We start from the raw sequence: 26878 nt of genomic DNA on the forward strand, positions 1-26878 counted from the left end.
CCCAGCACCGACCGGAGAGGCTTCCATGACCGCGAAGATCCGCATCGCCGCCGCACCGATCTCCTGGGGGGTGTGCGAAGTGCCGGGCTGGGGCCGGGTCCTCGACGCGCCGACCGTGCTCGGGGAGATGGCGGAAGTGGGTGTCACCGCGACCGAACTCGGCCCGCCCGGGTACCTGCCCCGCGACCCGGCCGAGCTCAGCCAGCTGCTGAGTGGCTACGGCCTCGAGCTCGTCGGCGGGTTCCTCGCCGTGGTGCTCCACGAGAACCCCGAAGCCGCCGTCGCCGAAGCCGAGGTCTCCGCGGCGCTGTTCGCCGCGTGCGGCGCCGAGGTGCTGGTGCTGGCCGCCGCGACCGGGCTCGACGGCTACGACGACCGCCCCGCATTGACCGCGGACGAGTGGGCCACGCTCGTCGCGACCGCCGGCCGGGTCCGCGACGTCGCCACGCGGCGCGGCCTCAAGACCGTGCTGCACCCGCACGTCGGCACCCACGTCGAGACCCGGCCGGAGGTCGAGCGCTTCCTCGCCGATTCGGATCTCGACCTGTGCCTCGACACCGGTCACCTGCTGATCGGCGGTACCGATCCCGTCGAGCTGGCTCGGCGGCACCCCGGCCGCATCGGGCACCTGCACCTGAAGGACGTGCGTGGTGAGCTGGCCGGCGCCGTCCGACGCGGCGAGCTGTCCTACACCGCCGCCGTCGGGAAAGGTCTGTACGTCCCGCTCGGCGAGGGTGACGTGGACACCGAAACCATGGTTCGCTTCGTGCACGAAGCGGGGTACACGGGGTGGTACGTCCTGGAGCAGGACACCGCGCTCGGCGAGCGCAGCCCCCTGGACCTCCCGAAGCGGGACGTGGCGGCCAGCCTCGCCTGCCTCGAGGGAATCGTCGGCCGGCTGCCCGGCTGACCGGTAACGAGGGAAGAAGCGAGGAGAGACACCGATGTCCCATCGCTTGAGGCGCGGCGGGCCCAGGCCGCGCACGAGGGCCGGCCGGCTCGCAGCGGGCCTGCTGGCCGTCGCCGGCCTGCTGGTGCTTTCGGCGTGCACCGGGCCCGCGGCCGAGCCGAAGGCCACCGCGCCCGCCGCGGCGCCCGTGAGCTCCGGGCCGCTCAAGGTCGCGGTGATCACGCACGGCACCGCCGGCGACGCGTTCTGGAACGTGGTCAAGAACGGGGCCGAGCAGGCGGGCAAGGACCTGGGCGTGCAGGTCGAGTACGCCTCCGACGGCGACCCGGGCGCGCAGGCCAAGCTGATCGACAACGCCGTCGCCCGGCAAATCGGGGGCCTGGTCGTCTCGATGGCGAACCCCGAGGCGCTCAAACCATCGATCGAGGCCGCGGTGCGCGCGGGCATTCCGGTGATCACCATCAACTCGGGCGAGGACAAGAGCGCCGAGTACGGCGCGCTCACCCACGTCGGCCAGAACGAGACCATCGCCGGGCAGGAGGCCGGGAAGAAGTTCAAGGACCTCGGCAAGAAGAAGCTGCTCTGCGTGATCCACGAGGCCGGCAACGTCGGGCAGGCGCAGCGCTGCGACGGCGCGAAGAGCGGCTTCGCGGGCGACGTGCAGACGCTGCAAGTGGACATCTCCAACCCCACCGACGTCGAGTCGCGCGTCCGCGGCGCCGTGCAGACCGACCCGTCGATCGACGCCGTGCTGGCGCTCAACTCCCAGGTCGCGGCTCGGGCAGTGAGCGCGATCAAGTCGGTGGGCTCGAAGGCACAGGTCGGCACGTTCGACCTCAACGCCGACGTGGTGGCCGCGATCAAGTCGGGTGACGTGCTCTTCGCCGTGGACCAGCAGCAGTACGAGCAGGGCTACCTGCCGGTGCTGTTCCTCAAGCTCTACCGGGACAACGCGAACGTCGTCGGCGGCGGGAAGCCGGTGCTCACCGGACCCGACCTGGTCGACAAATCCACTGTGGACAAGGTCGGCCAGTACGTGCAAAGGGGCACCCGATGACGACCCTCGACGAGCGGCTTGTGAAGCCGCGGCTGCTGGACCGGCTCGTGGTCCGCCCGGAGATCGGCGCGCTGCTCGGCGCCGCCGTGGTGTTCCTGTTCTTCAGCCTCGTCACCGAGAAGTTCTTCAGCGCCGGCGGCGCCGCCACCTGGCTCGACGACGCGGCGACCCTCGGCATCGTGTCCGTCGCCGTGTCGCTGCTCATGATCGGCGGCGAGTTCGACCTCTCGGCCGGGGTGATGACGGCGTCGGCCTCGCTGGTCACGGCCATCCTCGCGACGCAGGCGGGCTGGAACGTCTGGCTCGCGCTGCTCGTGTCGCTGGTGTTCGCACTGGTCGTGGGGGCATTCAACGGCTGGCTCGTGATGAAGACGGGCCTGCCGAGCTTCATCGTCACGCTCGGCACCTTCCTCGCGTTGCAGGGCCTCAACCTGGGCGTGACGCGGCTGGTCACCGGCACCGTGCAGGTGTCGGGCATGCGCTCGACCGACGGCTACGCCTCGGCCGGGTTCGTGTTCGCGTCCACCTTCGACCTCGGGGGCACGCCGTTCCAGATCTCCATCGTGTGGTGGCTCGGCGTGGTCGCCGTGGCGGCGTGGCTGCTGTCGCGCACGAAGTTCGGCAACTGGATCTTCGCCGTCGGTGGCTCGGCGGCCAGCTCACGCGCGGTCGGCGTGCCGGTGGTGCGCACGAAGATCCTGCTGTTCATGGGCACGGCGCTCGCCGCGTGGCTCGTGGGCACGATCAACATCCTGCGGTTCGCGAGCGCGCAGGCGAACCAGGGCATCGGGCTGGAGTTCCAGTACATCATCGCCGCGGTGATCGGCGGTTGCCTGCTCACGGGCGGCTTCGGCTCCGCGGTGGGCGCGGCGATCGGCGCGCTGATCTTCGGCATGGCGCGCCAGGGCATCGTGTTCGCCGGGTGGGACAGCGACTGGTTCATGCTGTTCCTCGGGATCATGCTGCTGGCCGCGGTCCTCGTCAACAACGCCTTCCGGCGCCGCGCGGAAAGGGTCCGGCGATGAACGCTCCGCTGATCGAAGTCCGGGACGTCGGCAAGAGGTACGGCAGCGTCGTCGCCCTGCGCGAGGTGTCCACTGTGGTCAACGCCGGCGAGGTCACGTGCGTGCTCGGTGACAACGGCGCCGGCAAGTCCACGCTCATCAAGATCCTCGCCGGCGTGCACCAGCACGACCACGGTGACTTCCTCGTCGAGGGCGAGCCCGTGCGGTTCACCTCGCCGCGCGAGGCGCTCGACCGCGGCATCGCGACCGTGTACCAGGACCTCGCCGTGGTGCCGCTGATGAGCGTGTGGCGCAACTTCTTCCTCGGCTCCGAGCCGACGGTCGGGTTCGGCCCGTTCCGCATGCTCGACCGCCGCAAGGGCCGCGAGACGACCAAGAAGGCCCTCGCGAACATGGGCATCGACCTGCGTGACGTCGAACAGCCCGTGGGCACCCTCTCCGGTGGTGAACGGCAGTGCGTGGCCATCGCGCGGGCCGTCCACTTCGGCGCGAAGGTCCTGATCCTCGACGAACCCACCGCGGCGCTGGGCGTGAAGCAGGCCGGCGTGGTGCTCAAGTACGTGGCGCAGGCCCGTGACCGTGGCCTCGGCGTCGTGCTGATCACGCACAACCCGCACCACGCGTACCCGGTGGCGGACCGGTTCCTGCTGCTCAAGCGGGGTGCCGCGCTGGGCTCGTACGAGAAGCCGGAGATCGGTATCGCGGAGCTCACGCGCCAGATGGCGGGCGGGGCCGAGCTCGAAGCACTGGAACACGAACTGCGGGCGGTGGAATCGTGAGCACGCTGCACCGTCCACACGGGACGCTCACCGACGAGTCCGATCCGGTCCTCCTCACCCCGGAGGCGGCCGGCTGGACGTACACGGGCCTGCGGGTGCTCAAGATCGGCCGGCGCCTGCCGCGCACGATCGAGACCGGCGAGTTCGAGGCGTTCGTGCTCCCGCTGTCCGGCTCGCTCACCGTGCGCGTCGACGACGAGGAGTTCGACCTCGAGGGGCGGGAGTCGGTGTTCACGCGCGTCACGGACTTCGCCTACGTGCCGCGCGACGCCGAGGTCGAGCTGACGTCGGCGACCGGCGCGCTGGTCGCACTGCCGATGGCCCGCTGCACGCGCCGCCTCGAACCGGCGTACGGCCCGGCCGAAGACGTGCCGGTCGAGGTGCGCGGCGCGGGCCGGGCAACGCGGCAGGTCACGAACTTCGGCGTGCCCGGCGTGTGGGACCACGCGGACAAGCTCAGCGCGTGCGAGCTGCTCACCCCCGACGGCAACTGGTCCTCGTACCCGCCGCACAAGCACGACGAGGCGAGCGAGTGCGAGGTCGTGAACGAGGAGATCTACTACTTCCGCATCGCGGGCCGCGACGCCGTCACCCCCTCGCGCGAGGGCTTCGGCCTGCATCGCACCTACACGGTCGATGGGGAGGTGGACGAGGACGCGGCCGTGCGCGACGGCGACGTCTTCCTCATCCCGCGCGGGTACCACGGCCCGTGCGTCGCAGCGCCCGGCTACCCGATGTACTACCTCAACGTGCTGGCCGGGCCCGCCGAGGAGCGCTCCATGGCGTTCTGCGACGACCCCGCGCACGGCTGGGTCCGCGACACGTGGGCGTCCCAATCGCCTGACCCGAGGTGCCCGGTCACGGACTGGGAGGGACGGACTTCATGACCGCTTCCGGGGGCCGCCGCGGCACGCAGCGGTTGACGACCGCACAAGCGCTGGTGCGCTGGCTGCTCGCGCAGCGCTCCGAAACGCTCGACGGCCATGAGGTGCCGCTGTTCCCCGGCGTGTTCGCGATCTTCGGGCACGGCAACGTCCTCGGCCTCGGCACGGCGCTCGAAGAACACCGGGATGAGCTGCCCGTCTGGCGCGGGCACACCGAGCAGGGCATGGGGCTGGCGGCCGCCGGGTACGCGAAGGCGACGCAGCGGCGGCAGATCGGCGTGGTGACCTCGTCGATCGGGCCGGGCGCGCTGAACCTCGTGACCGCCGCCGGCGTCGCGCACGCCAACCGGCTGCCCGTGCTGCTGCTGCCGGGTGACACGTTCGTCAACCGCGCGCCGGATCCGGTGCTGCAGCAGGTGGAGCCATTCCACGACGCCACGGCGACGGTGAACGACGCCTTCCGCGCCGTGAGCCGCTATTTCGACCGGATCACGCGCCCGGAGCAGCTGCTCGCGACGCTGCCGCAAGTCGCGCGGGTGCTCACCGATCCGGCCGACTGCGGACCGGTGACGCTGGCGCTGCCGCAGGACGTGCAGGCGGAGGTGTTCGACTTCCCCGAGACCCTGTTCGAGCCGGTGACGCACCGCGTGCCGCGGCCGCGGCCGGATCGCCGGGCGGTGACGGAAGCGGCGGGCGTGCTGCGTGCTTCACGGAAACCGTTGCTCGTGCTGGGTGGCGGCGTGCGGTATTCGGGTGCGGGCCGGCGGGCGCTGGCCTTCGCGGAGAAGCACGGGATTCCCGTCACGGAAACGACGGCGGGCCGCACGCTCGTGCCTCATGAGCACCCGCTGCACGCCGGGCCGCTGGGCATCACCGGGTCGGCTTCGGCGAACTCGCTGGCCGCCGCGGCGGACGTGGTGCTGGCCGTCGGCACGCGGCTGCAGGACTTCACCACGGCGTCGTGGACGGTGTTCTCGCGGGAGCTGCGGCTGGTCACGCTCAACGCCGCGGGGTTCGACGCGGTGAAGCACGGTGCGCTGGCCGTCGTCGGCGACGCACTGGCCGGGCTGGACGACCTGGCCGCGCAGCTGGAGAGCTGGCGCGTCGATCCACAGTGGACAGCTCGGGCGGCCGAGGAGCGCGCCCGGTGGGACGCGCACGTCGATGCACTGCGGGGCGCGGCGACGGAGATCCCCAGTTACGCCCAGGTCGTCGGTGTGGTGAACGACCTGTCGCGGCCGCACGACTACGTGATGACCGCGTCGGGCGGGCTGCCGGGCGAGCTCATCGGCGGCTGGCGCGGCTCCGGCGAAGTGAGCATGGACGTGGAGTACTGCTTCTCGTGCATGGGCTACGAGCTCTCCGGCGCGTGGGGCGCGGCGATGGCCCACCCCGGCCTGGTGACCACGCTGCTCGGCGACGGCTCGTACCTGATGCTCAACTCCGACCTGTTCTCCGCGGCGTTCGCGGGGCACCCCTTCGTCGCGGTGGTGTGCGACAACGACGGGTACGCCGTGATCGCTCGCCTGCAGCAGAGCCAGGGCGGCAAGCCGTTCAACAACTTCTACGCCGATTCCCGCACCCAGCACGCTTCACCGCCACGGGTGGACTTCGCGCGGCATGCGGAAGCCCTGGGCTGCACGGTGTTCTCGGCGACGTCCGTTGCCGGGCTCCGGGATGCGTATGCCACGGCCCGCGCGGCGGCCGTCGAGGAGAACCGGCCGGCGGTGGTCGTGGTCCGCACGCTGCCCGCGGCCTGGACGGAAGCGGGCGCGTGGTGGGAGGTCGGCGTGCCGGAGCACCTCGCGGGCCGGCTGGAGTTCGACACGGGCAAGCAGGAGCAGGTGCGGTACCTGGGCCGTTAGCTCAGGGCCGCTTCGAGCCAGGGCCGCAGGACCGGCAGCACGGCGTTCGCCGGCATGGCCGTCAAGTGGTCGAGGCCGTCGAGCAACGCGACCGTCCAGCCGCCGGCTTCGAGGGCTTCCCGGTTGCGCACGAGCGGGCCGGCGATGTCGACGGTGACGCCACCCCAGCGTTCGCCGTACTCGATGCGGTCCTCGGTGCCGGCGAAGCACAACCGCGGGCCCTTGACCTGCGCCGTGTGGTCGTCGAATCCGCGCAGGGCTTCGTACAGCGTGACGAACTGCCGGGTCTGCGCCGTGGACAGGGTGAAGCCGGCGGAGTCCCAGTCGCCCGGGGTGGCGGCGCCACCTTCGCTGCGGGGCATCTCGTGAGTGGCGCGGGTGACCGCGAGCATCTCGGCGTATGGGCCGTCGAGCGGCGGGTAGCCGCCCATCGCCAGCGCGGTGAGGCGGTCGGTGCGCAGCGCCAGCTGCAGCCCGGCGAGGGCGAGCCAGGAGTAGCCGTAGTACGCGAACTCCTCGGCGCCGGCAGCGGTCGCGATGGCGAGCAGGTCTTCCGTGACGGCGTCCGGCGTGAGGGTGTCCGCGCGCGGGTGGGCGAGCGTGTGGCCTTCGTAGTCGAACGCGATCACCCGGAAGCCGGTGAGCCCGGCGATGAGCGAACGGCCCAGCTCCGGGTCCGCGTCCCATTGGTGCATCGACTCCGCCTGCTCGCCTTCGGCCGGGCGCGGGTTCACCGGCAGCAGCACTGCCGGTCCGTCGCCGTGGACCTCGATGCCGATCGAGGTGCCGCCGGGCAGCACAACCATTCGTACCCCATCTCTTTACGGCGTAAGGTGATGGCGGCGACGATACTTTACGCCTTACGGAGTTGTCGAGTCACCGGCCGAGGAGCCGGCGGATCTCCTGCACGGCCGCGCGGCCGGCGCGGTTGGCGCCGACGGTGCTGGCCGACGGCCCGTAGCCCACGAGGTGCAGGCGCGGTTCGCCGACGACCCGCGTGCCGTCCATGCGGATGCCGCCGCCAGGCCCCCGCAGGTGCAGCGGCGCGAGGTGGTCGATGGACGCGCGGAAGCCCGTTGCCCACAGGATCAGGTCCGCGGGCTCGAAGGTGCCGTCCGCCCACACCACACCGTCGGGCACGAGGTGGTCGAACATCGGCCTGCGGTCGAGGTAACCGGCGGCTTGCGCGGCGCGGACCTCCGGCGTCACGGCGAGGTCGGTGACGCTCACGACGCTCTGGGGCGGCAGGCCCTGGCGCACGCGCTCGTCGACCTTCGCGACGGCCTGCCGGCCCCAGTCCTCGCTGAACTCCCGGTCGCGCCACACCGGCGGGCGGCGCGTGACCCACGTCGCCGACTTCGCAACGGGCCCGATTTCCATGAGCAACTGCACGGCCGACGTACCGCCGCCGACCACCACCACGCGGCGGCCGCAGAACTGCTCGGCGCCGGTGTAGTCGGCAGTGTGCAGCTGACGGCCGCGGAAGGTCTCCTGCCCGGGGTAGTGCGGCCAGAACGGCCGGTCCCAGGTACCCGTCGCGTTCACGACGGCTCGCGCGGCCCACGTCTCCGCGGGTGTTTCGACGAGCAGGCGTTCGCCTTCATCGCGTACCGCCGTCACGTCGACCGGCCGGTGCACGGGCAGGTCGAACGTCTTCTCGAAGCGCCCGAAGTACTCGGAGACGACCTCGCTCGCAGGGCGGCTGATGTCGGGCGTGCCGAACGCCATCCCGGGCAGGTCGTGGATGCCGTGGACCTTGCCGACGACCAGCGACGGCCAGCGGTACTGCCACGCGCCGCCCGGCCGTTTGCCATGGTCGAGCACGACGAAGCCGGTCTCGTTGGCGAACCCCGAGCGGTGCAGGTGGTACGCCGCCGACAGGCCCGCCTGCCCGGCCCCGATCACCACCACGTCGGTCTCGTGATCCGCAGTCATACAACGTTCAACGAAATCGGTGATCGCGTATTTCGAGCGGTGACTCACACGGCGACGCGGTTGCGCCCGGCGTCCTTGGCCCGGTAGAGCGCGGCGTCCGCCGACCGCAGCACCTTCTCGAGGGTGTCGCCGGAGTCCGGGTAGCCCGCGACCCCGACCGAGACGGAGAGCCCGGCGATCTCGCTCGTGCCGCCGACGACCAGGCGCAGCTCCCCCACCGCGACGCGCACGCGTTCGGCGATCGCGAGCACGTGCGGCCCGGCGGTGTCGGGTAGCAGGACGACGAACTCCTCGCCGCCGAAGCGCCCGACGGTGTCGGTCTGGCGCACGGCGTCCTCGATCGCCACGGCGACGGCGGCGAGGACCTCGTCACCCGTGAGGTGGCCGTAGGTGTCGTTGATGCGCTTGAAGTGGTCGAGGTCGATCATCAGCACGGCGAACTCGCCGCCGCGGCGGGCGCGGGTGAACTCGCGCGAAGCGAGCACGTGCCAGCCGGCGGTGTTGAGCAGGCCCGTTTTTTCGTCCGTGACGGCGGCGACCTGCAGCTGTTGCTTGAGGAGCAGGTAGCGGTGCAGCAGCAGCAGCGGCGCGACGACGAAGACCACCAGCACGGGCTGCGCGACGAGCGCGAGCGCGGCCAGGCCGCCGAGACAAAGCGTCGCCAACTCGAAAGCGTTGTCCTCCCACGTCCCGATGAGGTCCGCAGACTGCCGGCTGCCGGTGTACAGGTAGATCCCCGCCGCGACGAGCGCCATGTTCACGGCCTCGAACACGGCCGCGGCGATGCCCAGGGCGAGGACACCGTGCCCGGTGTCGAGCGTGGCGTCGTTGAGGTGGTCGACGGTGAGGATCGCCGACGCGGCGAAGCAGCTGAGCATCGCCCAGGCGGTGCTGGCGGCGAACCGGTGGGCGGGTCTCGTGCGGACGTTGCGCCACACCCTTGTCCACAGATGCAGGTACAGCACCAGCGCGAGCACCGCCACCCACGCCGGCGGCAGCAGGAACGCGCCAGCGAGGTACCAGACGGATGTGACGTTGATGTGCGTCTGGCCGCTCATCCACCGGCGCAACCGCTCGCTGCGGCGCGACATCTCCGCCTGGCCGACCCCGAGGATCACCAGCGCGGCGAACCAGCCGAACTGGACCGCACCACCGAAGTCGGTGACCATCGCGGTGCCGGTGGCGACCGCAGCGGCCACTTCCGTGACCAGCGCGTACCCGATCCACCGCGGGCGGGCCACCGACCACATCGCCCACCGCGCCGGCCAGCCGCGCCACGCCGCGAGCGCACCGCGGGCCCCTGGGGGGCCAGCACCCTGCATCGTGGACGCCCCCACCCGAGATGTCAGCCGACGAGGTGGCCCAGAGTAGCCGCTCGCCCCGCCGCGGTGCCCGGACCGGGGGATTTTCCCACACAGTCTCTGCCCGGCGGTCATGCCGGGAGTAGAGCGGCGGGGCAGTTTTGTCAGGTGGTGGGTTGTTGGGATTGACCCGCTCGATCGGTCGCTGCGGGCAAACGTCCTGGGCCTTGCAGCCGATCGCTGCGGGCATGTCAAAGCACTCCCGATCCGCTGAACGGAAGCCCGCCGATCACTCAACCCTTCAGGACCAGAAAATCGAGCCACTCGCCCGCGGGTGTATGGGTTGTCCACAGGGTGGCCGAGTTGTGGATGAATACTGGCCGGCAGGCCTTGAGCACCGGGGTTGTCGGGGTGGGCCGATAGAACCGACATGGGCACGCCCCCTAAGGGATGTCTCGTAACCCGGTGTGGGACTGGCGTGGTCGTTAGTTGATCATGGTGGTGTGGTGCAGGTGATCACAGCGTCGCAGCCGGAGTGGGTTTCCCCGTTCACGGGGTCGGAGCCGGCGCCGTTCCGGAAGCTGGTGCGGTTGGTCGCGAAGCGGGGTGGGGCCGAGATCGCGGATGGTCGGCAGGGGCGCTACCGCTGATCGACCGGGTGCTGCTGGTCGCGACCTACGGGGTGTCGCATTCCGCGGCGCACCGGGGGAAGCGACACGATCGGCCCGCTGCCGGCACTCGCCCCGGTCCGCAAACGCCGGATCGACGCGGTGGCGATCGTGGACGGCACCCTGGCCCCGACCCGGGATCACCGGCCGGCCGCCCCGTCGAAGAACTACCGCTACTCCACCAACGTGCACGTCGCCATCGACGCCGACACCCCGCTGGTGATCGCCACCGGCGACCCGCAGCCGGGCCGCCGCAACCACTGCACCGTCTACCACGACTCCGCCATCGCCAAGCAACTCGCCGATCGCCCAGTCATGGCCGATGGCGGCACCACGGCAACCCGGAAGTCGTCATGCCCGACCGCAAACCCCATGACGGCGGCTTGCCCGAGTGGAAGGAAAACCTCAACACCACCCACCGCAAGATCCGTGCCCGCGTCGAGCACGTCCCGGCCAAGATGAAGCGCGTCAAGATTCTCCGCGACTACAGCCGCGCTGCGAACACACTCGCCGACACGATGTCCGCACTCGCGCACCTGCACAACATCATCCTCGCCGGCTGACCACAACAACCAACTCCACCAACCACAACACCAGTAACGAGACAGCCCTTGGGGAGGGCTGGGGCTTGTCTTCCGGCCGGGGGGATGCTTGCAGCAGCTCAGACCGGTCTCGCGCGCGGCGAGGCAAGACCGCCGACGGGCGCCCGGTAGGGGGTAGCCCGTCGGCGGCTGGGAAAGCCCTTCGGCGCGGGGCGCGTCAGCGTTTGCGGACCGCGCGGATGATCATGAGGATCACGAAGAGCACCGCGGCGCCGGCGGCGACGGGGATCAGGCGTTTGGCCACCGACTGCCCGGCGTAGTCCAACAGGTCGATCGCTTCGGTTTCGCCCGTGGAGCCGCCCGCGGGGACGCTGCGGAGCTGCGGCTTGGGGGCGGTTTCGGCGGCGGTGGCGGCCGACTGTTCTGCCAGATCGCCGGTAGCGGCGGCTTCTTCCGACGCCGGGGCGGCGGCCGCGGCGGCAGCCGGGGCAGGTGCGGCGGCGGCGGGCGGAGCCTCCGGGGCGGTCTTCAGGGAGTTCGCCAGGTTGTCGGCGAAGGTGTCCAGGATTTTCCCGCCCACCTCCGAGATCAGGCCGCGCCCGAACTGCGCCGGGCGGCCCGTGATGGCGATGTCGCTGGCGACGTCGCCGTGAGTGCCGCCGTCGTCGGTCGAGCGGAGGGTCACGGTGACCGTGGCGGCCGCGGTGCCGCCGCCGCGGGAGTCCTTGCCGGAGGCCTTGATGACGACCTTGCGGGCAGCTTCGTCCTTTTCGAGGAATTCGCCGGAGCCCTTGTACAGCAGGGAAATCGGGCCGAGCTTGACCTTCACCGTACCCGTGAAGGAGTCACCCTCCACCTTCGTGAGCGTGGCCCCCGGCATGCACGGGGCGACGCGCTCCGGGTCGATGACGGCCTGCCAGACCTCCTCCAGCGGTGCCGGAACGGTGAATTCGTGGTCGAGCCGCACGGGCCGACCTCCTCTCCTGCGTCGAGCGGGCAAAACCGTTGAGGCCCACCTTACGGCTGTGGCAGCCGCAAGGTGGGCCTCGACCCGGATCAGGCTCCGACGGCCGCCGCGAGAGCGCGGCCCGTCAGCACCCGCGCGAGGTGCTGGCGGTACTCGACGTCGGAGTTGCCGTCGGCGGCCGGGCTGGTGCCGTCGGCGGCGTGGGCGGCGGCCGCGCGGATCACGTCCGCGTTGGCCGAAGCGCCCACCAGCGCCTGCTCCACAGCGGTGGCCCGCACCGGTGTGGAACCCATGTTCGTCAGCGCGACGCGGGCCTCCTCGATCACGCCGCCCTCAGTGCGGACGGTGACTCCCACCGCGACCATCGACCACGCCTGCGCGACCCGGTTGAACTTCTCGTAGTGCGCGCTCCACCCCGTGTGCTTGGGCAGCCGCACCTCCACGAGCAGTTCGTCCGGCGCCAGCACCGTCGTGAAGAAGTCCTGGAAGAACTCCGCCGCCGGCACCGTGCGCCGTCCGTCCGGGCCCGCGATCACCAGAGTGCCGTCCAGCGCCAGCACCGTCGCCGGCAGGTCACCCGCCGGGTCGGCGTGCGCCAGCGAGCCGCCGAACGTGCCGACGTGGCGCACCTGCGGGTCGGCCACCGTGTCGGTCGCCTCCTTGATCAGGGCGGCGTGCTCGGCGACCAGCGCGTCGCGCTGCACGTCGTAGTGCGTGGTCATCGCGCCGATCACGAGGGTGTCGCCCTCCTCGCGCACGCCGCGCATCTCCGCGACCTTGCGCAGGTCCACGATCGTCGTCGGCGCGGCCAGGCGCATCCGCAGCACCGGCAGCAGGCTCTGCCCGCCCGCCAGCACCTTCGCGTCCTCGCCCGCCGCCGCGAGCGCCTGCACAGCTTCGTCCACACTGGACGGAGCCACGTACTCGAACGGGGCCGGGATCACTGGGCACCTCCGGAGGGTTCGATCGAACCGAGGCCGCCACCGGCCTCCGAGCCGGCTCCCCCGGCTGCCGTGGTTCCGTGCTGGATGGCGTGCCACACCCGCATCGGCGTCAACGGCATCTCGATGTCGTTCACGCCGAAGTGGCGCACGGCGTCGATCACCGCGTTGACCACCGCCGGCGTCGAGGCGATCGTGCCCGCCTCGCCGACGCCCTTGGCGCCCAGCGGGTTCGTCGTCGACGGCGTCTCGGTGCGCGCCGTGGTGAACGACGGCAGGTCGGCCGCCGAGGGCAGCAGGTAGTCGGCGAACGTGCCCGTGGTGAGCGTGCCGCTCTCGTCGTGCACGGCCTCCTCGAACAGCGCCTGCGCGATGCCCTGCGCGAGCCCGCCGTGCACCTGGCCATCGACGATCAGCGGGTTGATCACCACACCGACGTCGTCCACGGACACGTACGAGCGCAGCTTGATCCGGCCCGTCTCCGTGTCCACCTCGGCGGCGCACAGGTGCGTGCCGTGCGGATAGGAGAAGTTCTCCGGGTCGAAGGTCGCGTCGGAGTCGAGCGAGGGCTCGACGCCGTCGGGCAGGTCGTGGGCCGCGAACACCGTGAACGCGATGTCCTGCATCGTCGTCGACTGGTCGGTGCCCTTGACCGTGAACTTCCCGTTCGCGAACTCGAGGTCGTCTTCCGAGCACTCGAGCATGTGCGCCGCGATCGGCTTCGCCTTGGCGATCACCTTCTCGGCGGCCTTGACGACGGCGATGCCACCGACCACCAGCGACCGCGACCCGTAGGTGTCCATGCCCTTGTGCGACGACTGGGTGTCGCCGTGCAGCACTTCGATGTCCTCGAACGGGACGCCCAGCTGGTCGGCCACGATCTGGCTCCACGCCGTCTCGTGCCCCTGGCCGTGGGCCGACGCACCGGTGGTCACCTCGACCTTGCCGGTCGGCAGCACGCGCAGCTGCGCGTACTCCCAGCCGCCCGCCGCGTAGTCCAGCGAGCCGAGCACCCGCGACGGCGCCAGGCCGCACATCTCCGTGAACGTGGAGATGCCGATGCCGAGCTGCACCGGGTCGCCCGAATCGCGCCGCTGCTGCTGCTCGCGCCGCAGGCCGTCGTAGTCGAACAGTTCCTTGGCCTTCGCGGTCGCGGCCTCGTAGTTGCCCGAGTCGTAGGTCAGCCCGGCCACCGTGGTGAACGGGAACTCCTCGTGCTTGATCCAGTTCTTCTCGCGCAGCTCCAGCGGGTCCATGCCGAGCTCGTGGGCGAGCTCGTCCATCATCCGCTCGACGGCGAAGGTCGCCTCCGGCCGCCCGGCGCCGCGGTAGGCGTCGGTGAGCGTGGTCGTGGTGAACACGTTGGTGCAGGCAAAGTGGTATGCCGGGAACTTGTAGATCGCGTTGAACATGAACGCGCCCAGGATCGGCACACCGGAGCCGACCAGCCCGATGTACGCACCCATGTTGGCGATCAGCTCGACCTTCAGCCCGGTGACGGTGCCGTCGGCGTTGGCCGAGATCGTGATGTCCTGGATCTGGTCGCGGCCGTGGTGCGCGGTGAGGATCGACTCGGAACGCGACTCGTTCCACTTCACCGGTTTCCCGAGCTTCTGCGCCACGAGGACGGTCATCATCTCCTCGGGCAGCACGCCGATCTTGCCGCCGAACCCGCCACCGACGTCGGGTGCGATCACACGCACCTTGTGCTCGGGCAGGCCCAGCGTCAGCGACGTCATCACGCGCAGGATGTGCGGGACCTGCGTGGCCGACCACATCGTCAGCTGCGTGCCCGTCGGGTCGACCACGCACGCGCGCGGCTCCATGAACGCCGGGATCAGCCGCTGCTGGCGGAACCGGCGCTTGACGACGATCTCCGACGAAGAGATGGCCTGCTCGATGTCGCCACCCGTGCCGGCTTCGCCCGAGTCGAACTTCCAGAACGCGCTCTTGTTGGTGCCCAGGTCCTCGTGCACGAGCGGCGCGCCCTCGGCGAGCGCGGTCTCCATGTCGAGCACCACGGGCAGGTCTTCGTACTCGATCTCGATGGCCTCGAGCGCGTCGTGGGCTTCGCCCGCGCTGCGCGCCGCGACCACGGCGATGCCCTCACCGGCGAAGTTCACCTGGCCGTCGGCCAGCACGGGCCGGCGCGGCGCCTTCATGTCCGGCGTGATCGGCCACGCGCACGGCATGCCGATCGACCCGTCCGGGTCCAGGTCCTTGGCGGTGAAGACGGCGACGACACCGGGCGACTCCTTGGCCGCCGTGGTGTCGAGCGAAGTGATCTTCGCGTGCGCCATCGGGCTGCGCAGCACGGCGAGGTGCAGCATGCCCGGGAGCACGATGTTGTCGGTCCAGCGGGTGCGGCCGGTGATGAGCCGCTCGTCCTCCTTGCGGCGACGGGACTTCCCGACTTCGGGTTCGATCGTGGCGGTCATCACTCACCACCCACGCCGACGTGCTTGATCTGCTCGGCCGCGGGTCCGGCGCCCGGGCTCATGTGCTGCGCTGCGTCGCGCACGGCGCGCACGATGTTCTGGTAACCGGTGCAGCGGCACAGGTTCCCCTCGAGTCCTTCACGGACCGCGTGTTCGTCCGGGTCGGGATTGTCGGCCAGCAGGTCGATGGCTTGCATGATCATGCCGGGCGTGCAGAACCCGCACTGCAGAGCGTGGTTGTCGTGGAACGCCTGCTGCACGGGGTGGAGCTGCCCGTCGCGCGCGAGCCCCTCGACCGTGGTGACCTCGCTGCCGTCGGCCTGGACGGCGAGCACGGAGCAGGATTTCACGCTGTGCCCGTCGAGGTGGACGGTGCAGGCGCCGCAGTTGCTGGTGTCGCACCCGACAACAGTGCCTGTTTTGCCGACCCGTTCCCGTAGGTAGTGGACGAGCAGCGTACGGGGCTCCACTTCATCGGTGTACTTCGTGCCGTCGACAGTGACGGTGATGCGCATGAAAGGCCTCCAAGAGCAAATGCCCGCCTGACCCTGGTGGGGGCGGCGGGCCGGTTCGGGAACGGCCAAGGCGCGATCGTGATCGGCCTCACAGGCGAGCCTGCTACTCCTTTCGCGCGCGGACAAGTCCCGATGTCGCACGTCTAGGCCGTGCTCCCGCACCTGCACGAATATCCGCAAAGGATTTCCGCAGATGCGGACCTCCGTCCGGGTGATTTTTCAGCTCGGTGCGGATATCGGCCAGGTCTCAGGTGGACGGTCGAGCATGGTCGTCTTCCGGCTGGACGTGGGGATTCCCGGCACTTCGTCCACTTCGACGCTGATCGACGACGGGTTCCGCGGGCATGCAGCCGCAGATTCAGGTCCACCGTGGCCAATTCCCTGCACTTGCGGCACGAAGTTCGCTTCTTCCCCGCATTCGCGGGTTCACGACAACGGTCCCGCACTCCGTCCGGAGCGCGGGACCTTTTCACCACGGACTCAGCTGTGGATGCGCCCCGACAACGCGGCGAGCCGGCGGCCCGTGCCGCTCCAGCGCAGCGCGATGATCTCGGCCGCGATGGACACCGCGGTCTCCTCGGGCGTGCGCGCACCCAGGTCGAGGCCGATGGGGGACGACAGACGCTCCAGCTCCGGTTCCGTGACCCCGGCCTCGCGCAGGCGCGCGAACCGGTCGTCGTGCGTCTTGCGGGAGCCCATGGCGCCCACGTAGCCGACGTCGAGCCGCAGCGCGACCTCCAGCAGCGGCACGTCGAACTTCGGGTCGTGCGTGAGCACGGCGATCGCGGTGCGGCTGTCGATCCGGCCGGCCTCGGCCTCCGCAGTGAGGTAGCGGTGCGGCCAGTCGACGACGACCTCGTGCGCGTCGGGGAACCGGCTGCTGGTGGCGAACACGGGCCGCGCGTCGCACACGGTGACCTGGTAGCCGAGGTAGGAACCCATGCGCGCCATGGCGGCGGCGAAGTCGATGGCGCCGAACACGAGCAGCCGCGGCGGCGGCTCGAAAGAGTTCACGAACACGGCCATGCCCTCGCCGCGGCGCTGGCCGTCCGGGCCGTAGTGCAGCGTGCCGGTGCGCCCGGACGCGAGCAGGCCGCGCGCGTCGTCGGCCACGGCGTCGTCCATCCGCGACGAGCCGAGCGAACCCTCGGCGCGGTCGGCCCACACCACCATGCGCTCACCGACCAGGCCGGGTGTCTCGTGCTCGATGATGGTCACGATGGCGACCGGTTCACCGCTGCGCACGCTCTCCACGACCTTGCCCAGCTCCGGCATCGACTCGCGGTCCAGGTGCTCCACGTAGATGTCGATGATCCCGCCGCAGGTCAGGCCCACCGCGAACGCGTCGTCGTCGGTCACGCCGTAGCGCTGCAACACGGGCTTGCGCTCGGCGACCACTTCCTGCGCCAGCTCGTAGACGGCGCCCTCGACGCACCCGCCGGAGACGCTCCCGGCAACGGTTCCGTCCGGGGCCACGACCATCGACGCGCCCGGCGACCGCGGTGCCGACGAGAACGTGGCCACCACGGTGCCGAGGCCGACAGTCTCACCTGCTTGCCAACGGCGGTACACGTCGTCCAGTACGTCACGCATCGGTCATCTCCCCGAGCAGTTGTTCCAACGTCGCCAGGCTGTGCCCTGCCAGCAGCCGGTCGATATGGGGCAGGGCGGCCACGATGCCGGACTGCACCGGCGCGTAGCCCTCCCGCCCCGCGTGCGGATTCACCCAGAATACGGTGTGCGCGAGCCGGCGTAACCGGCCGAGCTGTTCGGACAGCAGGCTCACGTCCCCGCGTTCCCAGCCGTCGGAGAACACCACGACCACCGAGCGCCGCGCGATCCCGCGCCGGCCCCAGCGGTCGAGGAAGACCCTCAGGGTCTCACCGAGCCGCGTCCCACCGGCGAAATCGGGCACGGCGTTGCCGGCTGCGAGCATCGCCAGTTCCGGATCGCGCTGCCGCAGCTGGCGCGACACGCGGGTCATGCGCGTGCCCAGCGTGAAGGTCTCGACGCTCGCCGGAGCGGACCTCGTGAGGACGTGGGCGAACCGCAGGAGCGCGTCGGCATACGGGCTCATCGAGCCGGAGACGTCGATGAGCAGCACCACGCGCCGCGGCCTGGTCCCACGGCGGCTGTGGACCAAGCGCACGGGCTCACCGCCGTCGGCGAGCATGGCGCGCAAGGTGCGCGAAGGGTCCAGCAGGCCTCGGTGGGCCGGCCTGCGCCGCGCCGCGCGTCGGGCCGGTGGCACGGGTTTCAGCGTGGCCAGGAGTTCGCGCAAGTGCTCGCGTTCGGCCTTGGTGAGCTCGGCGAGGTCGCGGTGGCGCAGCACTTCGTGGTCACTGGCAGCGACCTTGAGGCTGTCGGGGTTGTCCTCGCTCTCCGAACTGCCCTCCGCATTCGCGGCGAGCGGCGCGATGCGCGCGCGTTTCTGCGCCGGCGCGCCCGACTTGCCCCGGGGTGTGTCGTCGGCGTCGAACCAGCGCGCGAAGGCTTCCTCGTAGCGCGGCAGGTCGTCGGGATCGGAGCACAGCGTGAGCCGGCCGGCCCAGTAGAGCTGCGTGGACTCCGAGATGTCGACCTCCGAAACCGCCGCCAGGTACGCCTGCACGCGCCGCGCGTCACACGCGACCCCCGCTTCCCGCAGGGCCGCCGCGAACCCGGCGAACCCCGCCAGCGGATCGGCGACTTCGGTGTTCATACCCCCATTGTGCAACGAATCCGGCCCGGCCCGCCTCGCGATCACCGAGCGCGCACGCCGCCCCTCCCCTGAAGCGGCGTGCGCACTCGACGGCTCCACGCAGCGGCCGATCCCAGGTAGCGGGAGGGTGGGCGCGCGGAGGCTCTCGGAAAAGACCGGTGGAGTGGGCGAGTTGCGCTGGTTGTGAAGGACCGGCGCTCAGGCGGTGCGTGACCGGGTCAGCGCACGGGGAAGACCGCGCTCGTGTGGGCGGAGTCGGTCATCCGCACGGTCTTCCTCCTCTCGGCCGCTGTCGCGCAGTGCTGTCGTGGTGATGCGCAAAGCATGGCTCGCCGGGCGTGATCCGGTCAACGCAATTACCTGGCTGTCCACAGTGGATGTCCGGGAGAGGCTCGGAGTCTCCCGGCGGCGAAGGAGCGGCGAGAGCGCCTTGTGGTTGCGGCGGTGGAACCGCACCGCTACGCCCGCGCCAGGTGGCCGCGCGACGGGTGGCTTGCGGCCGTCACGAGGTGCCTCCGCACCTCGCCCGGCCGGCACCGAAGCGGCGGCCCGCAGGAGAAGTCGAGCCACCGGCGCGGAATCGTGGCTGCCGCGGTCTGCCTGCCAGGGTCAGGAGAAGAGCGTGTCCAGCTTCGCGCGGACGCGGTCGAGGTCCTCGCTGTACTTCAGGACCGCGCCGAGGGTGCGGGCGGCGGTCGCGGCGTCCAGTTCGTCGCGGTTGAGGGCGAGCAGGGCGCGGGCCCAGTCGAGGGATTCGGCGACGCCCGGCGGTTTGAGCAGGTCCATCTCGCGGAGGCGGTGGACGGCGTCGGCGACCTGGCGGGCGAGCGTTTCGCCGATGCCGGGGATGCGGCGGCGCAGGATGGTGATCTCGCGGGCCAGGTCGGGGTGCTCGAGCCAGTGGTAGAGGCAGCGGCGCTTGAGGGCGTCGTGCACTTCGCGCGTGCGGTTGGAGGTCAGCACGACCAGCGGCGGCTGCTCGGCGCGCACCTCCCCGTACTCGGGGATCGTGACGGTGTACTCGTCGAGCAGCTGGAGAAGGAAGGCTTCGAACTCGTCGTCGGCGCGGTCGATCTCGTCGACGAGCAGCACGCAGGGCGCGGCGGTCAGCGCCTGCAGCAGCGGGCGGGCGAGCAGGAACCGCTCGGTGTAGAGCGATCGCTCGGCCGTGTCGGCGTCGAGCCGACCGCCCTCGGCGGCTTCCAGGGCGCGCAGGTGCAGCAGCTGCCGGGGGAAGTCCCACTCGTACAGGGCCTGCGCGGCGTCGATGCCCTCGTGGCACTGCAGGCGCACGAGCGGCAGGTCGAGCGCGGCCGACAGCGCGAGTGCCAGCGACGTCTTGCCGGTACCCGGCTCGCCTTCGCAGAACAGGGGACGGTGCAGCCGCAGGGCGAGGAAACCCGCCGTCGCCAAGCCCTCGTCAGCGAGGTACCCGGTGGCGTCGAGCGCGGCGGTGAGCTCTTCGGGCGAGGCGAGGGACTCGGTCACGCCCCTGATCGTAGGGCCCGCCGAGGGTTTTTCGCCCGTCATCCCGGCGTTCCCGGGGTCCGGCCCAGGTCAGCGGGCCGGTCGACGTCCCGGCCGCTGCCCAGGTCGCCGCACTCCACGAGTTCGACGCCTTCGCGGCCGCGCAACCACTCACGCGCCCCGCGGTCGCCCTGAGCCGACTCGGCGATCTCGGTCCACCACCGCCGTCCGAACACCACCGGGTGCCCCGGCACGCCGTCGTAGGCCGCCCGCCGCACCGCCGTCGGGGTCGCGTCTGCCGCCACGCGCGCGAGGGCCTCGGCCGGCACCCACGGCAGGTCGACGAGGTGCACCAGCACCGCGACGGTCTCCTCCGGCGCCGACCGGTCCAGCGCCGTCAGGCCGGCCCGCAGCGACGCGCCCATGCCGCCTTCCCAGCCCTCGGCGTAGACCGCCTGGCCGGGGTCGGGCAGCAACGCCCGCACGTCGTCGGCCGCCGCTCCCACGACCACGTGCACCGGTCCGCAGCCGGCGTCGGTGAGCGTGCGCAACGCCCGCCGCACGAGGGGTTCGCCGTCCAGCTCGACCAGTGCCTTGGGCCCGCCGAAGCGCCGCCCCGCTCCGGCGGCCAGCAACAGCCCCGCGACCCCGTCAGCCACGAGCGACCTTCGGCGTCGACACCGCGAGATCGGCCGCGATGGCTTTCGCGGTTTCGAGCAGCGGGGGCACGAGATCGGTGCGAACCAGGTCGATCGGCGTGCGGCTGGCGTGGGTGGAGATGTTGACGGCGGCCACCGCGCGGCCGAGGCGGTCGCGGATCGGCGCCGCCACGGAGCGGAGGCCCTCTTCCAGTTCCTGGTCGACCATGGCCCAGCCCTGCTCGGCGACCTTGGCGAGCTCCGCCTGCAGCGAAGCGCGATCGGTGAGCGTGTGGGTCGTGAGCCGGTCGAAGTCCGCGACCATCAGGTACGCCTCGAACTCCACCGGGGACATGTCGGCGAGCAGCACGTGGCCCATCGACGTGGCGTAAGCCGGAAAGCGCGTGCCCACGTTGATGCTCACGGTCATGATCCGCGAGACCGCTACGCGCGCGACGTACACGATGTCCGGCGGCTCCAGCACCGACACCGAGCTGGATTCGCGCACCTGCGCGGAAAGCCGCTCGAGGTGCGGCTGCGCGATCTCCGAGAGCGACATGCTCGACAGGTACGCGTACCCGAGGTCGAGCACGCGCGCCGTCAGCGAGAAGTACTTGCCGTCGGTGCGCACGTAGCCGAGGTCCACGAGGGTGAGCAGGAACCGGCGAGCCGCGGCGCGGGTCAGCCCGGTGATCCGCGCGACGTCGCTGAGCGTCGGGTGCGGTGCCTCAGCGCTGAACGCCTTGATCACCGCGAGCCCACGCTCCAGCGACTGCACGTGGTGCGCGCCGCGTTCGACCGGATCGTCGGAGTCCATGACGCGAACCCTATCCGGCGTCGGGGACCTGCGCCGTCGGCTCGCCGAGTTCGGCCAGCGTGCGCTGGGCGATCGCCATCGCCGTGTTGGCCGCGGGTACGCCGGCGTACACGCCCGTGTGCATCAGCACCTCACGGATCTCCGCGGCGGTGAGGCCGTTGCGGATCGCCGCGCGGACATGCATCGCGAGCTCGTCGTGGCAGTGCAGCGCGGTGAGCGCGGCCAGTGTGATGCAGCTGCGGGTCTTGCGGTCCAGACCGTCGCGCGTCCAGATCGAACCCCAGGCCGCTTCGGTGATGTACTCCTGGAACGGCTTGCTGAACTCGGTGGTCCGCGCCGTCGCGCGGTCCACGTGCTCGTCGCCGAGGACTTCACGGCGCACCTTCATGCCCGCTTCGTACCGTTCGCCGGTCACTGCGCTCCTTCCGTGATGTGCCGCAGGATCAGCCGGGTGAATTCCTCCGGCTGCTCGTAACTGCCCAGGTGCGCCGCCGAAGCGACGACTTCGAGCCGCGCGCCGGGCACGCCTTCGGCGATGAGCGTGCCGTGGGGGTCCGGCGGCGTCGCGGGATCGTCCGCACCGGCGATGACGAGCGTCGGCAAGCTGATCTTCGGCAGGTCGGCGAGCAGGGCCATCCGCTCGATCACGCCGCAGCACGCGGCGTAGCCCTCGTCCGGGCAGTCCTCCATCATCCGCCGCAGGAACGCGACCTGATCGGGGTGTGCCTGCGCGTACGCCGGTGTGACCCAGCGCCCGACGCCCGCCTCGGCGATCACCGCCGTGCCCTCGGCGCGCACCAGGCGCGCCCGGTCCGCCCACATCTCCGGCGGGCCGAGCTTCGCCGACGTGCAGCACAACGTGAGGCTCCGCAGCCGTTCGGGCGCGTGGATCCCGAGCCACATGCCGGTCATCCCGCCGAGCGAGAGCCCGACGAGGTGCGCCTGCTCGACACCCAGGTCGTCGAGCAGCGCCACGACGTCAGCACCGAGGTCGCTCAACTCGTACGGCCCGTCCGGCACCGGCGACGCGCCGTGGCCGCGCGTGTCGTACCGCACGACCCGGTAGCCGCGCTCGACGAGCGGCGCCACCTGTGGCTCCCACATACGGTGATCACTGCCGATCGAATTGGAGAACACCACCACCGGGCCATCGCCGGGACCTTCGACGACCCGGTGCACCCGCACACTCACTGCGCTACACCCTCCGAAATGGACACTGCGGAGACCGGTCTGGCCGGACCGCTGTCAGAGCTGGAAGAAAACCGTCTCGCCGTCGCCCTGCAGCCGCACGTCGAAGCGGTAGCCGTCGTCGGTCTTCTTCGCCACCAGCGTGTCCCGGCGCTCGGCCGGTACGCTCGCCAGCACCGCGTCGCCCGAGTTGTCCTGGTCCTCGAAGTAGATCCGCGTGACCACGCGATTGAGCAGACCGCGCGCGAACACCGACACGTCGATGTGGCGCGCCTGCTCACCCTGCTCACCGGGCAGCACACCCGGCAGCAACGTGAGGATGCGGTATTCGCCGTTCTCGTCCGTCGGGCAGCGGCCGAACGCGCGGAAGCCCGACTCACTGCGGCCCCGCGGGTCGTCCGGGTGGTCGAACCCGCCCTGCGGGTCGGCCTGCCAGGTCTCGATCATCGCGTCCGGCACCACGGCGCCGGCGCCGTCGGTCACCGTGCCGCGGATCCAGAACGCGCCTTCGGTGCCCTCCGGCACCACGAACGGCCCGTCTTCCCACGGCAGCCCGATCGACAGGTACGGCCCGACGGTCTGCGACGGCGTCGTGAGCAACTCGCCCATCAGTCCTCGTCCTCCTCGTCCTCGAACACCGACTGCTCACGACCCCGCACGACGATGTCGAAGTCGAACGCCATCGCCCACTCCGGCACCGTGCGCTCCAGGTTGAAGCGGGAGATCATGCGCTCGCGAGCCTTCTCGTCGGGGATCGAGTTGAAGATCGGGTCCTGCGAGAAGAGCGGGTCGTCCGGGAAGTACATCTGCGTGACCAGCCGCTGCGTGAACGCCGAGCCGAACACGGAGAAGTGGATGTGCGCGGGGCGCCAGGCGTTGTCGTGGTTCTTCCACGGGTACGCGCCGGGCTTGATGGTGGTGAACTCGTAGCGCCCGTCGTCGTCGGTCAGCGCGCGGCCGAGCCCGTCGAAGTTCGGGTCGAGCGGCGACGGCCAGCGGTCGCCGGTGTGGCGGTAGCGGCCACCGGCGTTGGCCTGCCAGATCTCGACGAGCGAGTTGCGGATCGGGCGCCCGTCACCGTCGAGGAGCCGGCCGCTGACGATGATGCGCTGGCCCTGGGGCTCGCCGTCGTGCTGGCGCGTGAGGTCGTTGTCGAGTTCGCCGAGGCGGCCCGGACCGAGCAGCGGACCCGTAACCTCGGTCAGCATCTGCGGGAGCAGGACCAGCGGCTGCGAGGGGTGGCGCAGCTTTGTGGACCGGTAACCCTGGTAGTCCAATGGAGCGTTCGTCCCCTCCGGCTCCCGCGGATAGCGGGGCAGGCGGAGATCGGTGGGTGAGGCCACAGTTCCTCCGTGTTCGATCAGCGTTGTTCGATCACTGGCGTTCGATGACGACGGCGAGCCCCTGGCCCACCCCGATGCAGATCGCGGCGACGCCGTAGCGCCCGCCCGTCTGCTGCAGCCGGTAGGCGAGCGTGCCGAGGATCCGGCCCCCGGACGCGCCGAGCGGGTGCCCGATCGCGATGGCCCCGCCGTGGACGTTCACGAGCGCGGGGTCGAGCTCCTTCCAGTCCTTCAGGCACGCCAGCGACTGCGCGGCGAACGCCTCGTTGAGCTCCACGGCCGCCACGTCGTCCCAGCCGATGCCCGCGCGCTCCAGCGCGATCTCCGCCGCGCGCACCGGGCCGATGCCGAAGACGTTCGGGTCGACACCCGCGGCCCCGCGCCCGGCGATGCGGGCCAGCGGCGCCTTGCCGAGCCGCTTGCCCGCGGCCTCGTCGCCGAGCAACAGCGCCGATGCGCCGTCGTTGATCGGCGAGGAGTTGCCCGCCGTGACGGTGCCGCCGTCGCGCTTGAACGCCGGCTTCAGCTTGGCCAGCTTCTCCATCGTGGAGTCCGGCCGGATGCCCTCGTCGCGGGCGAGCTCGACACCCTCGACCGGCACGACGTGGTTGTCGTAGAAGCCCTCGTCCCACGCGCGAGCGGCGTTGACGTGGCTGCGCACCGCGAATTCGTCCTGCTCCTCGCGGCTGATGCCGTAGCGCTGCGCGAGGTACTCGGTGGAGTCGCCGTTGGAGATCACGTACTCCTCCGGCATGGCCGGGTTGACCATGCGCCAGCCCAGCGCGGAGTTGTACAGCGTCTGGTTGGCGGCCGGGAACGCCTTGTCCGGTTTGGCCATGACGAGCGGCGCGCGGCTCATGGACTCCACGCCGCCGACGGCGATGAGCGACGCGTCGCCCACCTGGATCGTGCGGCTCGCCTGCATCACGGCATCGAGCCCGGACCCGCACAGGCGGTTGAGCGTGCCGCCCGGGACCGACGTCGGCCAGCCGGCCAGCAGCGTGGCCATGCGCGCCACGTTGCGGTTATCCTCGCCGGCACCGTTGGCGTCGCCGAAGAGTACCTCGTCCACAGTGGACGGATCGAGGTCGTTGCGCGCGGCGAGCGAGCGCAGCACAGTCGCCGCGAGATCGTCGGGCCGCACCTTCGACAGCGCGCCGCCGTGGCGGCCGAACGCGGTGCGGATCGCGTCGAACAGGAATACGTCGCTCATTCGCCGGCCTTCTTCAGTTCGCGGAGCAGGGACAGTTCCTTCTCGGTCGGCGCCGGGGTCGTCTTGAGGTCCGCCGCCGCCTTCAGTTTCCACCCGGTGGCCGCGACGACCTGCTCCAGCTCCACGCCGGGGTGCAGCTCGGTCAGCGTTAGCTCGGAGGTCTCCGGGTCGGGCCGCATGATGCCGAGGTCGGTGATGACCAGCGTCGGGCCCGCGCCGCGCAGGCCGAGCTTCTCGCGGTCGCCCTTGCCCGTGCCGTGGCCGAACGAGGTGATGAAGTCGACCTTGTCCACGAACGCGCGCGGGCTCTGCCGCAGCACGATGAACACCTCCTTGCAGGAGGCGGCGATCTCCGGCGCGCCGCCCGCACCGGGGAGGCGGACCTTCGGATCGTGGTAGTCGGTGCCGATGACCGTGGTGTTGATGTTGCCGAACTTGTCGAGCTGCGCGGCGCCGAGGAAACCGACGTCGATGCGGCCGGGCTGCAGCCAGTAGTTGAAGACCTCGGGCACGCTCACCACCGCGTCGGCGGTGTCGGCCAGCTCGCCGTCGCCGATCGACAGCGGCAGGCGGGTGGGCTTGGCGCCCAGGCAGCCCGATTCGTAGATCAGGGTGAGGTTCGGCGCGTGCGTGCGCCGCGCCAGGTTCGCCGCGGTGCTCGGCAGGCCGATGCCCACGAAGCACGACGTGCCCTCGTGCAGGGCGCGCGCCGCGGCGATGCTCATCATCTCGTCGGCGGTGTACTCGCTCATGCCTTCACCCCGGTCAGCTCGTTCAGCCACTTGGTGAACTCCTCGCGGTCACGTCCGATCGGGTCCCATGCCTGGTAGGCCGAGTTGTCGCGCTCGTAGTACCCCGCCGCGTACGACGGCTTCGCGCCACCCGGCGCCTCGGCCACGGCGGTGACGGCCCACGTGGGCAGCACGACCGCGCCCGGCCGCGGCTCCAGCTCGTCGACGACCTCCTCGACGGTGACCAGCGACCGCTTCGCCGCCAGCACCGCCTCCTTCTGCACGCCCGCGATGCCCCACAGCTGCACGTTGCCCGCGCGGTCGGCGCGCTGGGCGTGGATGATCGTGACGTCGGGGTTCAGCGCCGGCACGGCCGTGAGCCGCTCACCGGTGAACGGGCACGTGATCGGCTTGATCGTGTCCGTCTGCGCCGGCAGGTCGGTGCCCGTGTACCCGCGCAGCACCGCAAACGGCAAGCCGGAGGCACCGGCCACGTACCGGTTGGCCATGCCCGCGTGGCTGTGCTCCTCGATCTCCAGCGGCACCGGCCAGCCGTGCTGCACGGCGTCGCGGAACCGGTGCAGCGACCCCACACCGGGGTTGCCACCCCACGAGAAGATCAGCTTGCTCGCGCAGCCGGCGCCGATCAGCTGGTCGTACACGATGTCGGGGGTCATCCGCACCAGCGTGAGGTTCTTGCGCCCCTGCCGGATGATCTCGTGCCCGGCCTCCACCGGGATCAGGTGTGTGAACCCCTCGAGCGCGACGGTGTCCCCGTCGTGGACCAGCTCGGCGATCGCCTCGCCGAGCGACAGCACCCTAGCCATCGCGAGCCTTTCCGTGTGGACCCCGTGGTCCCGGTCTTCTGACAAGTACTGGGAAGCACTGAACATGCGCTGAACGCGGATCGCAAGCGTCACAAGTGTTCGGATCGCGCACACAAGTTCTTGATA

25 protein-coding genes and 1 pseudogene are annotated in these 26878 nt (G+C 70.9%); 7 read left to right on the forward strand and 19 right to left on the reverse strand.

Annotated features, from left to right (window positions below; all coding sequences use genetic code 11):
• Positions 1-25 precede the first annotated feature (25 nt).
• From I6J71_RS34820 to iolD, 6 genes are read left to right on the forward strand one after another with little or no spacing between them, the layout of a single operon-like run.
• The gene (locus tag I6J71_RS34820; protein WP_204090732.1) at positions 26-910 is read left to right on the forward strand and encodes a sugar phosphate isomerase/epimerase; all 885 of its coding nucleotides are present in this window, start codon (positions 26-28) and stop codon (positions 908-910) included.
• A gap of 34 nt (positions 911-944) precedes the next feature.
• Positions 945-1967 (forward strand): substrate-binding domain-containing protein, encoded by a 1023-nt coding sequence (locus I6J71_RS34825; protein WP_204090733.1) that lies wholly within the window; start codon positions 945-947, stop codon positions 1965-1967.
• Positions 1964-2992 (forward strand): ABC transporter permease, encoded by a 1029-nt coding sequence (locus I6J71_RS34830; RefSeq protein WP_204090734.1) that lies wholly within the window; start codon positions 1964-1966, stop codon positions 2990-2992. Before I6J71_RS34825 ends, I6J71_RS34830 begins: the two co-directional genes overlap by 4 nt.
• Positions 2989-3771 (forward strand): ATP-binding cassette domain-containing protein, encoded by a 783-nt coding sequence (locus I6J71_RS34835; protein WP_204090735.1) that lies wholly within the window; start codon positions 2989-2991, stop codon positions 3769-3771. The genes I6J71_RS34830 and I6J71_RS34835 overlap by 4 nt, the downstream gene beginning before the upstream one ends.
• Complete coding sequence (iolB, locus tag I6J71_RS34840) at positions 3768-4658, forward strand: 5-deoxy-glucuronate isomerase (protein WP_204090736.1); 891 nt, start codon at positions 3768-3770, stop codon at positions 4656-4658. The genes I6J71_RS34835 and iolB overlap by 4 nt, the downstream gene beginning before the upstream one ends.
• Positions 4655-6520 carry a 3D-(3,5/4)-trihydroxycyclohexane-1,2-dione acylhydrolase (decyclizing) gene (gene iolD, locus I6J71_RS34845; RefSeq protein WP_204090737.1) on the forward strand — a complete coding sequence of 622 codons (1866 nt, stop codon included), beginning with the start codon at positions 4655-4657 and terminating at the stop codon, positions 6518-6520. The genes iolB and iolD overlap by 4 nt, the downstream gene beginning before the upstream one ends.
• Here the strand turns inward: iolD and I6J71_RS34850 are convergent.
• The 3 genes from I6J71_RS34850 to I6J71_RS34860 all read right to left on the reverse strand — a co-directional run bounded on the left by I6J71_RS34850 (position 6517) and on the right by I6J71_RS34860 (position 9705).
• The gene (locus I6J71_RS34850) at positions 6517-7326 is read right to left on the reverse strand and encodes an alpha/beta fold hydrolase (RefSeq protein ID WP_204090738.1); all 810 of its coding nucleotides are present in this window, start codon (positions 7324-7326) and stop codon (positions 6517-6519) included. The genes iolD and I6J71_RS34850 overlap by 4 nt on opposite strands.
• A 70-nt stretch (positions 7327-7396) precedes the next feature.
• On the reverse strand, positions 7397-8455 hold the full coding sequence (locus tag I6J71_RS34855; RefSeq protein ID WP_204090739.1) for an NAD(P)-binding domain-containing protein: 1059 nt from the start codon (positions 8453-8455) through the stop codon (positions 7397-7399).
• Between the two features lie 44 nt (positions 8456-8499).
• The gene (locus tag I6J71_RS34860; protein ID WP_204097384.1) at positions 8500-9705 is read right to left on the reverse strand and encodes a diguanylate cyclase; all 1206 of its coding nucleotides are present in this window, start codon (positions 9703-9705) and stop codon (positions 8500-8502) included.
• 557 nt (positions 9706-10262) lie between these two features.
• On the opposite strand from I6J71_RS34860, the pseudogene I6J71_RS34865 reads away from it, so the two are divergent.
• Positions 10263-10987 (forward strand): annotated as a pseudogene (locus tag I6J71_RS34865) (transposase).
• 196 nt (positions 10988-11183) lie between these two features.
• Here I6J71_RS34865 and I6J71_RS34870 read toward each other — a convergent pair.
• The 16 genes from I6J71_RS34870 to I6J71_RS34945 form a co-directional block, all read right to left on the reverse strand.
• Positions 11184-11933, reverse strand: coding sequence for an SRPBCC family protein (locus I6J71_RS34870; protein ID WP_204090740.1), 750 nt, complete (start codon positions 11931-11933; stop codon positions 11184-11186).
• A gap of 89 nt (positions 11934-12022) precedes the next feature.
• Entirely contained in the window at positions 12023-12877 is an 855-nt protein-coding gene (locus I6J71_RS34875) for a xanthine dehydrogenase family protein subunit M (protein ID WP_204090741.1), read from the reverse strand.
• Entirely contained in the window at positions 12874-15312 is a 2439-nt protein-coding gene (locus tag I6J71_RS34880; RefSeq protein ID WP_204090742.1) for a xanthine dehydrogenase family protein molybdopterin-binding subunit, read from the reverse strand. The genes I6J71_RS34875 and I6J71_RS34880 overlap by 4 nt, the downstream gene beginning before the upstream one ends.
• Positions 15312-15827: a (2Fe-2S)-binding protein gene (locus I6J71_RS34885; protein WP_204090743.1), complete on the reverse strand. Its 516-nt coding sequence runs from the start codon at positions 15825-15827 to the stop codon at positions 15312-15314. Before I6J71_RS34885 ends, I6J71_RS34880 begins: the two co-directional genes overlap by 1 nt.
• A gap of 480 nt (positions 15828-16307) precedes the next feature.
• Complete coding sequence (locus tag I6J71_RS34890; RefSeq protein ID WP_204090744.1) at positions 16308-17420, reverse strand: XdhC/CoxI family protein; 1113 nt, start codon at positions 17418-17420, stop codon at positions 16308-16310.
• Complete coding sequence (locus I6J71_RS34895) at positions 17413-18528, reverse strand: VWA domain-containing protein (RefSeq protein ID WP_204090745.1); 1116 nt, start codon at positions 18526-18528, stop codon at positions 17413-17415. Before I6J71_RS34895 ends, I6J71_RS34890 begins: the two co-directional genes overlap by 8 nt.
• A 609-nt stretch (positions 18529-19137) precedes the next feature.
• Positions 19138-20058, reverse strand: a complete 921-nt coding sequence (locus I6J71_RS34900) for a MoxR family ATPase (RefSeq protein ID WP_204090746.1) — start codon at positions 20056-20058, stop codon at positions 19138-19140.
• On the reverse strand, positions 20055-20654 hold the full coding sequence (locus I6J71_RS34905; RefSeq protein ID WP_204090747.1) for an NTP transferase domain-containing protein: 600 nt from the start codon (positions 20652-20654) through the stop codon (positions 20055-20057). Before I6J71_RS34905 ends, I6J71_RS34900 begins: the two co-directional genes overlap by 4 nt.
• The gene (locus I6J71_RS34910; protein WP_204090748.1) at positions 20647-21450 is read right to left on the reverse strand and encodes an IclR family transcriptional regulator C-terminal domain-containing protein; all 804 of its coding nucleotides are present in this window, start codon (positions 21448-21450) and stop codon (positions 20647-20649) included. Before I6J71_RS34910 ends, I6J71_RS34905 begins: the two co-directional genes overlap by 8 nt.
• A 10-nt stretch (positions 21451-21460) precedes the next feature.
• Positions 21461-21838, reverse strand: coding sequence for a 4-carboxymuconolactone decarboxylase (pcaC, locus tag I6J71_RS34915; RefSeq protein ID WP_370542242.1), 378 nt, complete (start codon positions 21836-21838; stop codon positions 21461-21463).
• Positions 21839-21861: 23 nt separating this feature from the next.
• Positions 21862-22635: a 3-oxoadipate enol-lactonase gene (gene pcaD / locus I6J71_RS34920; protein WP_204097385.1), complete on the reverse strand. Its 774-nt coding sequence runs from the start codon at positions 22633-22635 to the stop codon at positions 21862-21864.
• A gap of 60 nt (positions 22636-22695) precedes the next feature.
• Complete coding sequence (gene pcaG, locus I6J71_RS34925) at positions 22696-23247, reverse strand: protocatechuate 3,4-dioxygenase subunit alpha (protein WP_204090750.1); 552 nt, start codon at positions 23245-23247, stop codon at positions 22696-22698.
• On the reverse strand, positions 23247-23981 hold the full coding sequence (gene pcaH, locus I6J71_RS34930; RefSeq protein ID WP_204090751.1) for a protocatechuate 3,4-dioxygenase subunit beta: 735 nt from the start codon (positions 23979-23981) through the stop codon (positions 23247-23249). The genes pcaG and pcaH overlap by 1 nt, the downstream gene beginning before the upstream one ends.
• Positions 23982-24012: 31 nt before the next feature.
• Positions 24013-25194, reverse strand: coding sequence for a thiolase family protein (locus I6J71_RS34935; RefSeq protein WP_204090752.1), 1182 nt, complete (start codon positions 25192-25194; stop codon positions 24013-24015).
• Positions 25191-25946, reverse strand: a complete 756-nt coding sequence (locus tag I6J71_RS34940; RefSeq protein WP_204090753.1) for a CoA-transferase subunit beta — start codon at positions 25944-25946, stop codon at positions 25191-25193. Before I6J71_RS34940 ends, I6J71_RS34935 begins: the two co-directional genes overlap by 4 nt.
• The gene (locus I6J71_RS34945) at positions 25943-26752 is read right to left on the reverse strand and encodes a CoA transferase subunit A (protein WP_204090754.1); all 810 of its coding nucleotides are present in this window, start codon (positions 26750-26752) and stop codon (positions 25943-25945) included. The genes I6J71_RS34940 and I6J71_RS34945 overlap by 4 nt, the downstream gene beginning before the upstream one ends.
• Positions 26753-26878 lie beyond the last annotated feature (126 nt).

It is taken from the genome of Amycolatopsis sp. FDAARGOS 1241, from assembly GCF_016889705.1.
Classification (GTDB): Bacteria; Actinomycetota; Actinomycetes; order Mycobacteriales; family Pseudonocardiaceae; genus Amycolatopsis.

Excerpts from the sequence above, each read along its gene's own strand:
- I6J71_RS34940 (WP_204090753.1), bottom strand. The coding sequence starts at position 25,946 with ATGAGCGAGTACACCGCCGACGAGATGATGAGCATCGCCGCGGCGCGC.
- pcaG (WP_204090750.1), bottom strand. The coding sequence starts at position 23,247 with ATGGGCGAGTTGCTCACGACGCCGTCGCAGACCGTCGGGCCGTACCTG.
- I6J71_RS34945 (WP_204090754.1), bottom strand. The coding sequence starts at position 26,752 with ATGGCTAGGGTGCTGTCGCTCGGCGAGGCGATCGCCGAGCTGGTCCAC.
- I6J71_RS34835 (WP_204090735.1), top strand. The coding sequence starts at position 2,989 with ATGAACGCTCCGCTGATCGAAGTCCGGGACGTCGGCAAGAGGTACGGC.
- I6J71_RS34935 (WP_204090752.1), bottom strand. The coding sequence starts at position 25,194 with ATGAGCGACGTATTCCTGTTCGACGCGATCCGCACCGCGTTCGGCCGC.
- I6J71_RS34825 (WP_204090733.1), top strand. The coding sequence starts at position 945 with ATGTCCCATCGCTTGAGGCGCGGCGGGCCCAGGCCGCGCACGAGGGCC.
- I6J71_RS34830 (WP_204090734.1), top strand. The coding sequence starts at position 1,964 with ATGACGACCCTCGACGAGCGGCTTGTGAAGCCGCGGCTGCTGGACCGG.
- I6J71_RS34820 (WP_204090732.1), top strand. The coding sequence starts at position 26 with ATGACCGCGAAGATCCGCATCGCCGCCGCACCGATCTCCTGGGGGGTG.
- I6J71_RS34885 (WP_204090743.1), bottom strand. The coding sequence starts at position 15,827 with ATGCGCATCACCGTCACTGTCGACGGCACGAAGTACACCGATGAAGTG.
- pcaC (WP_370542242.1), bottom strand. The coding sequence starts at position 21,838 with ATGAAGGTGCGCCGTGAAGTCCTCGGCGACGAGCACGTGGACCGCGCG.
- I6J71_RS34860 (WP_204097384.1), bottom strand. The coding sequence starts at position 9,705 with ATGTGGTCGGTGGCCCGCCCGCGGTGGATCGGGTACGCGCTGGTCACG.
- iolD (WP_204090737.1), top strand. The coding sequence starts at position 4,655 with ATGACCGCTTCCGGGGGCCGCCGCGGCACGCAGCGGTTGACGACCGCA.
- I6J71_RS34895 (WP_204090745.1), bottom strand. The coding sequence starts at position 18,528 with ATGAACACCGAAGTCGCCGATCCGCTGGCGGGGTTCGCCGGGTTCGCG.
- I6J71_RS34910 (WP_204090748.1), bottom strand. The coding sequence starts at position 21,450 with ATGGACTCCGACGATCCGGTCGAACGCGGCGCGCACCACGTGCAGTCG.
- I6J71_RS34880 (WP_204090742.1), bottom strand. The coding sequence starts at position 15,312 with ATGACCGCCACGATCGAACCCGAAGTCGGGAAGTCCCGTCGCCGCAAG.
- I6J71_RS34890 (WP_204090744.1), bottom strand. The coding sequence starts at position 17,420 with ATGCGTGACGTACTGGACGACGTGTACCGCCGTTGGCAAGCAGGTGAG.
- I6J71_RS34855 (WP_204090739.1), bottom strand. The coding sequence starts at position 8,455 with ATGACTGCGGATCACGAGACCGACGTGGTGGTGATCGGGGCCGGGCAG.
- I6J71_RS34850 (WP_204090738.1), bottom strand. The coding sequence starts at position 7,326 with ATGGTTGTGCTGCCCGGCGGCACCTCGATCGGCATCGAGGTCCACGGC.
- I6J71_RS34900 (WP_204090746.1), bottom strand. The coding sequence starts at position 20,058 with ATGACGGGCGAAAAACCCTCGGCGGGCCCTACGATCAGGGGCGTGACC.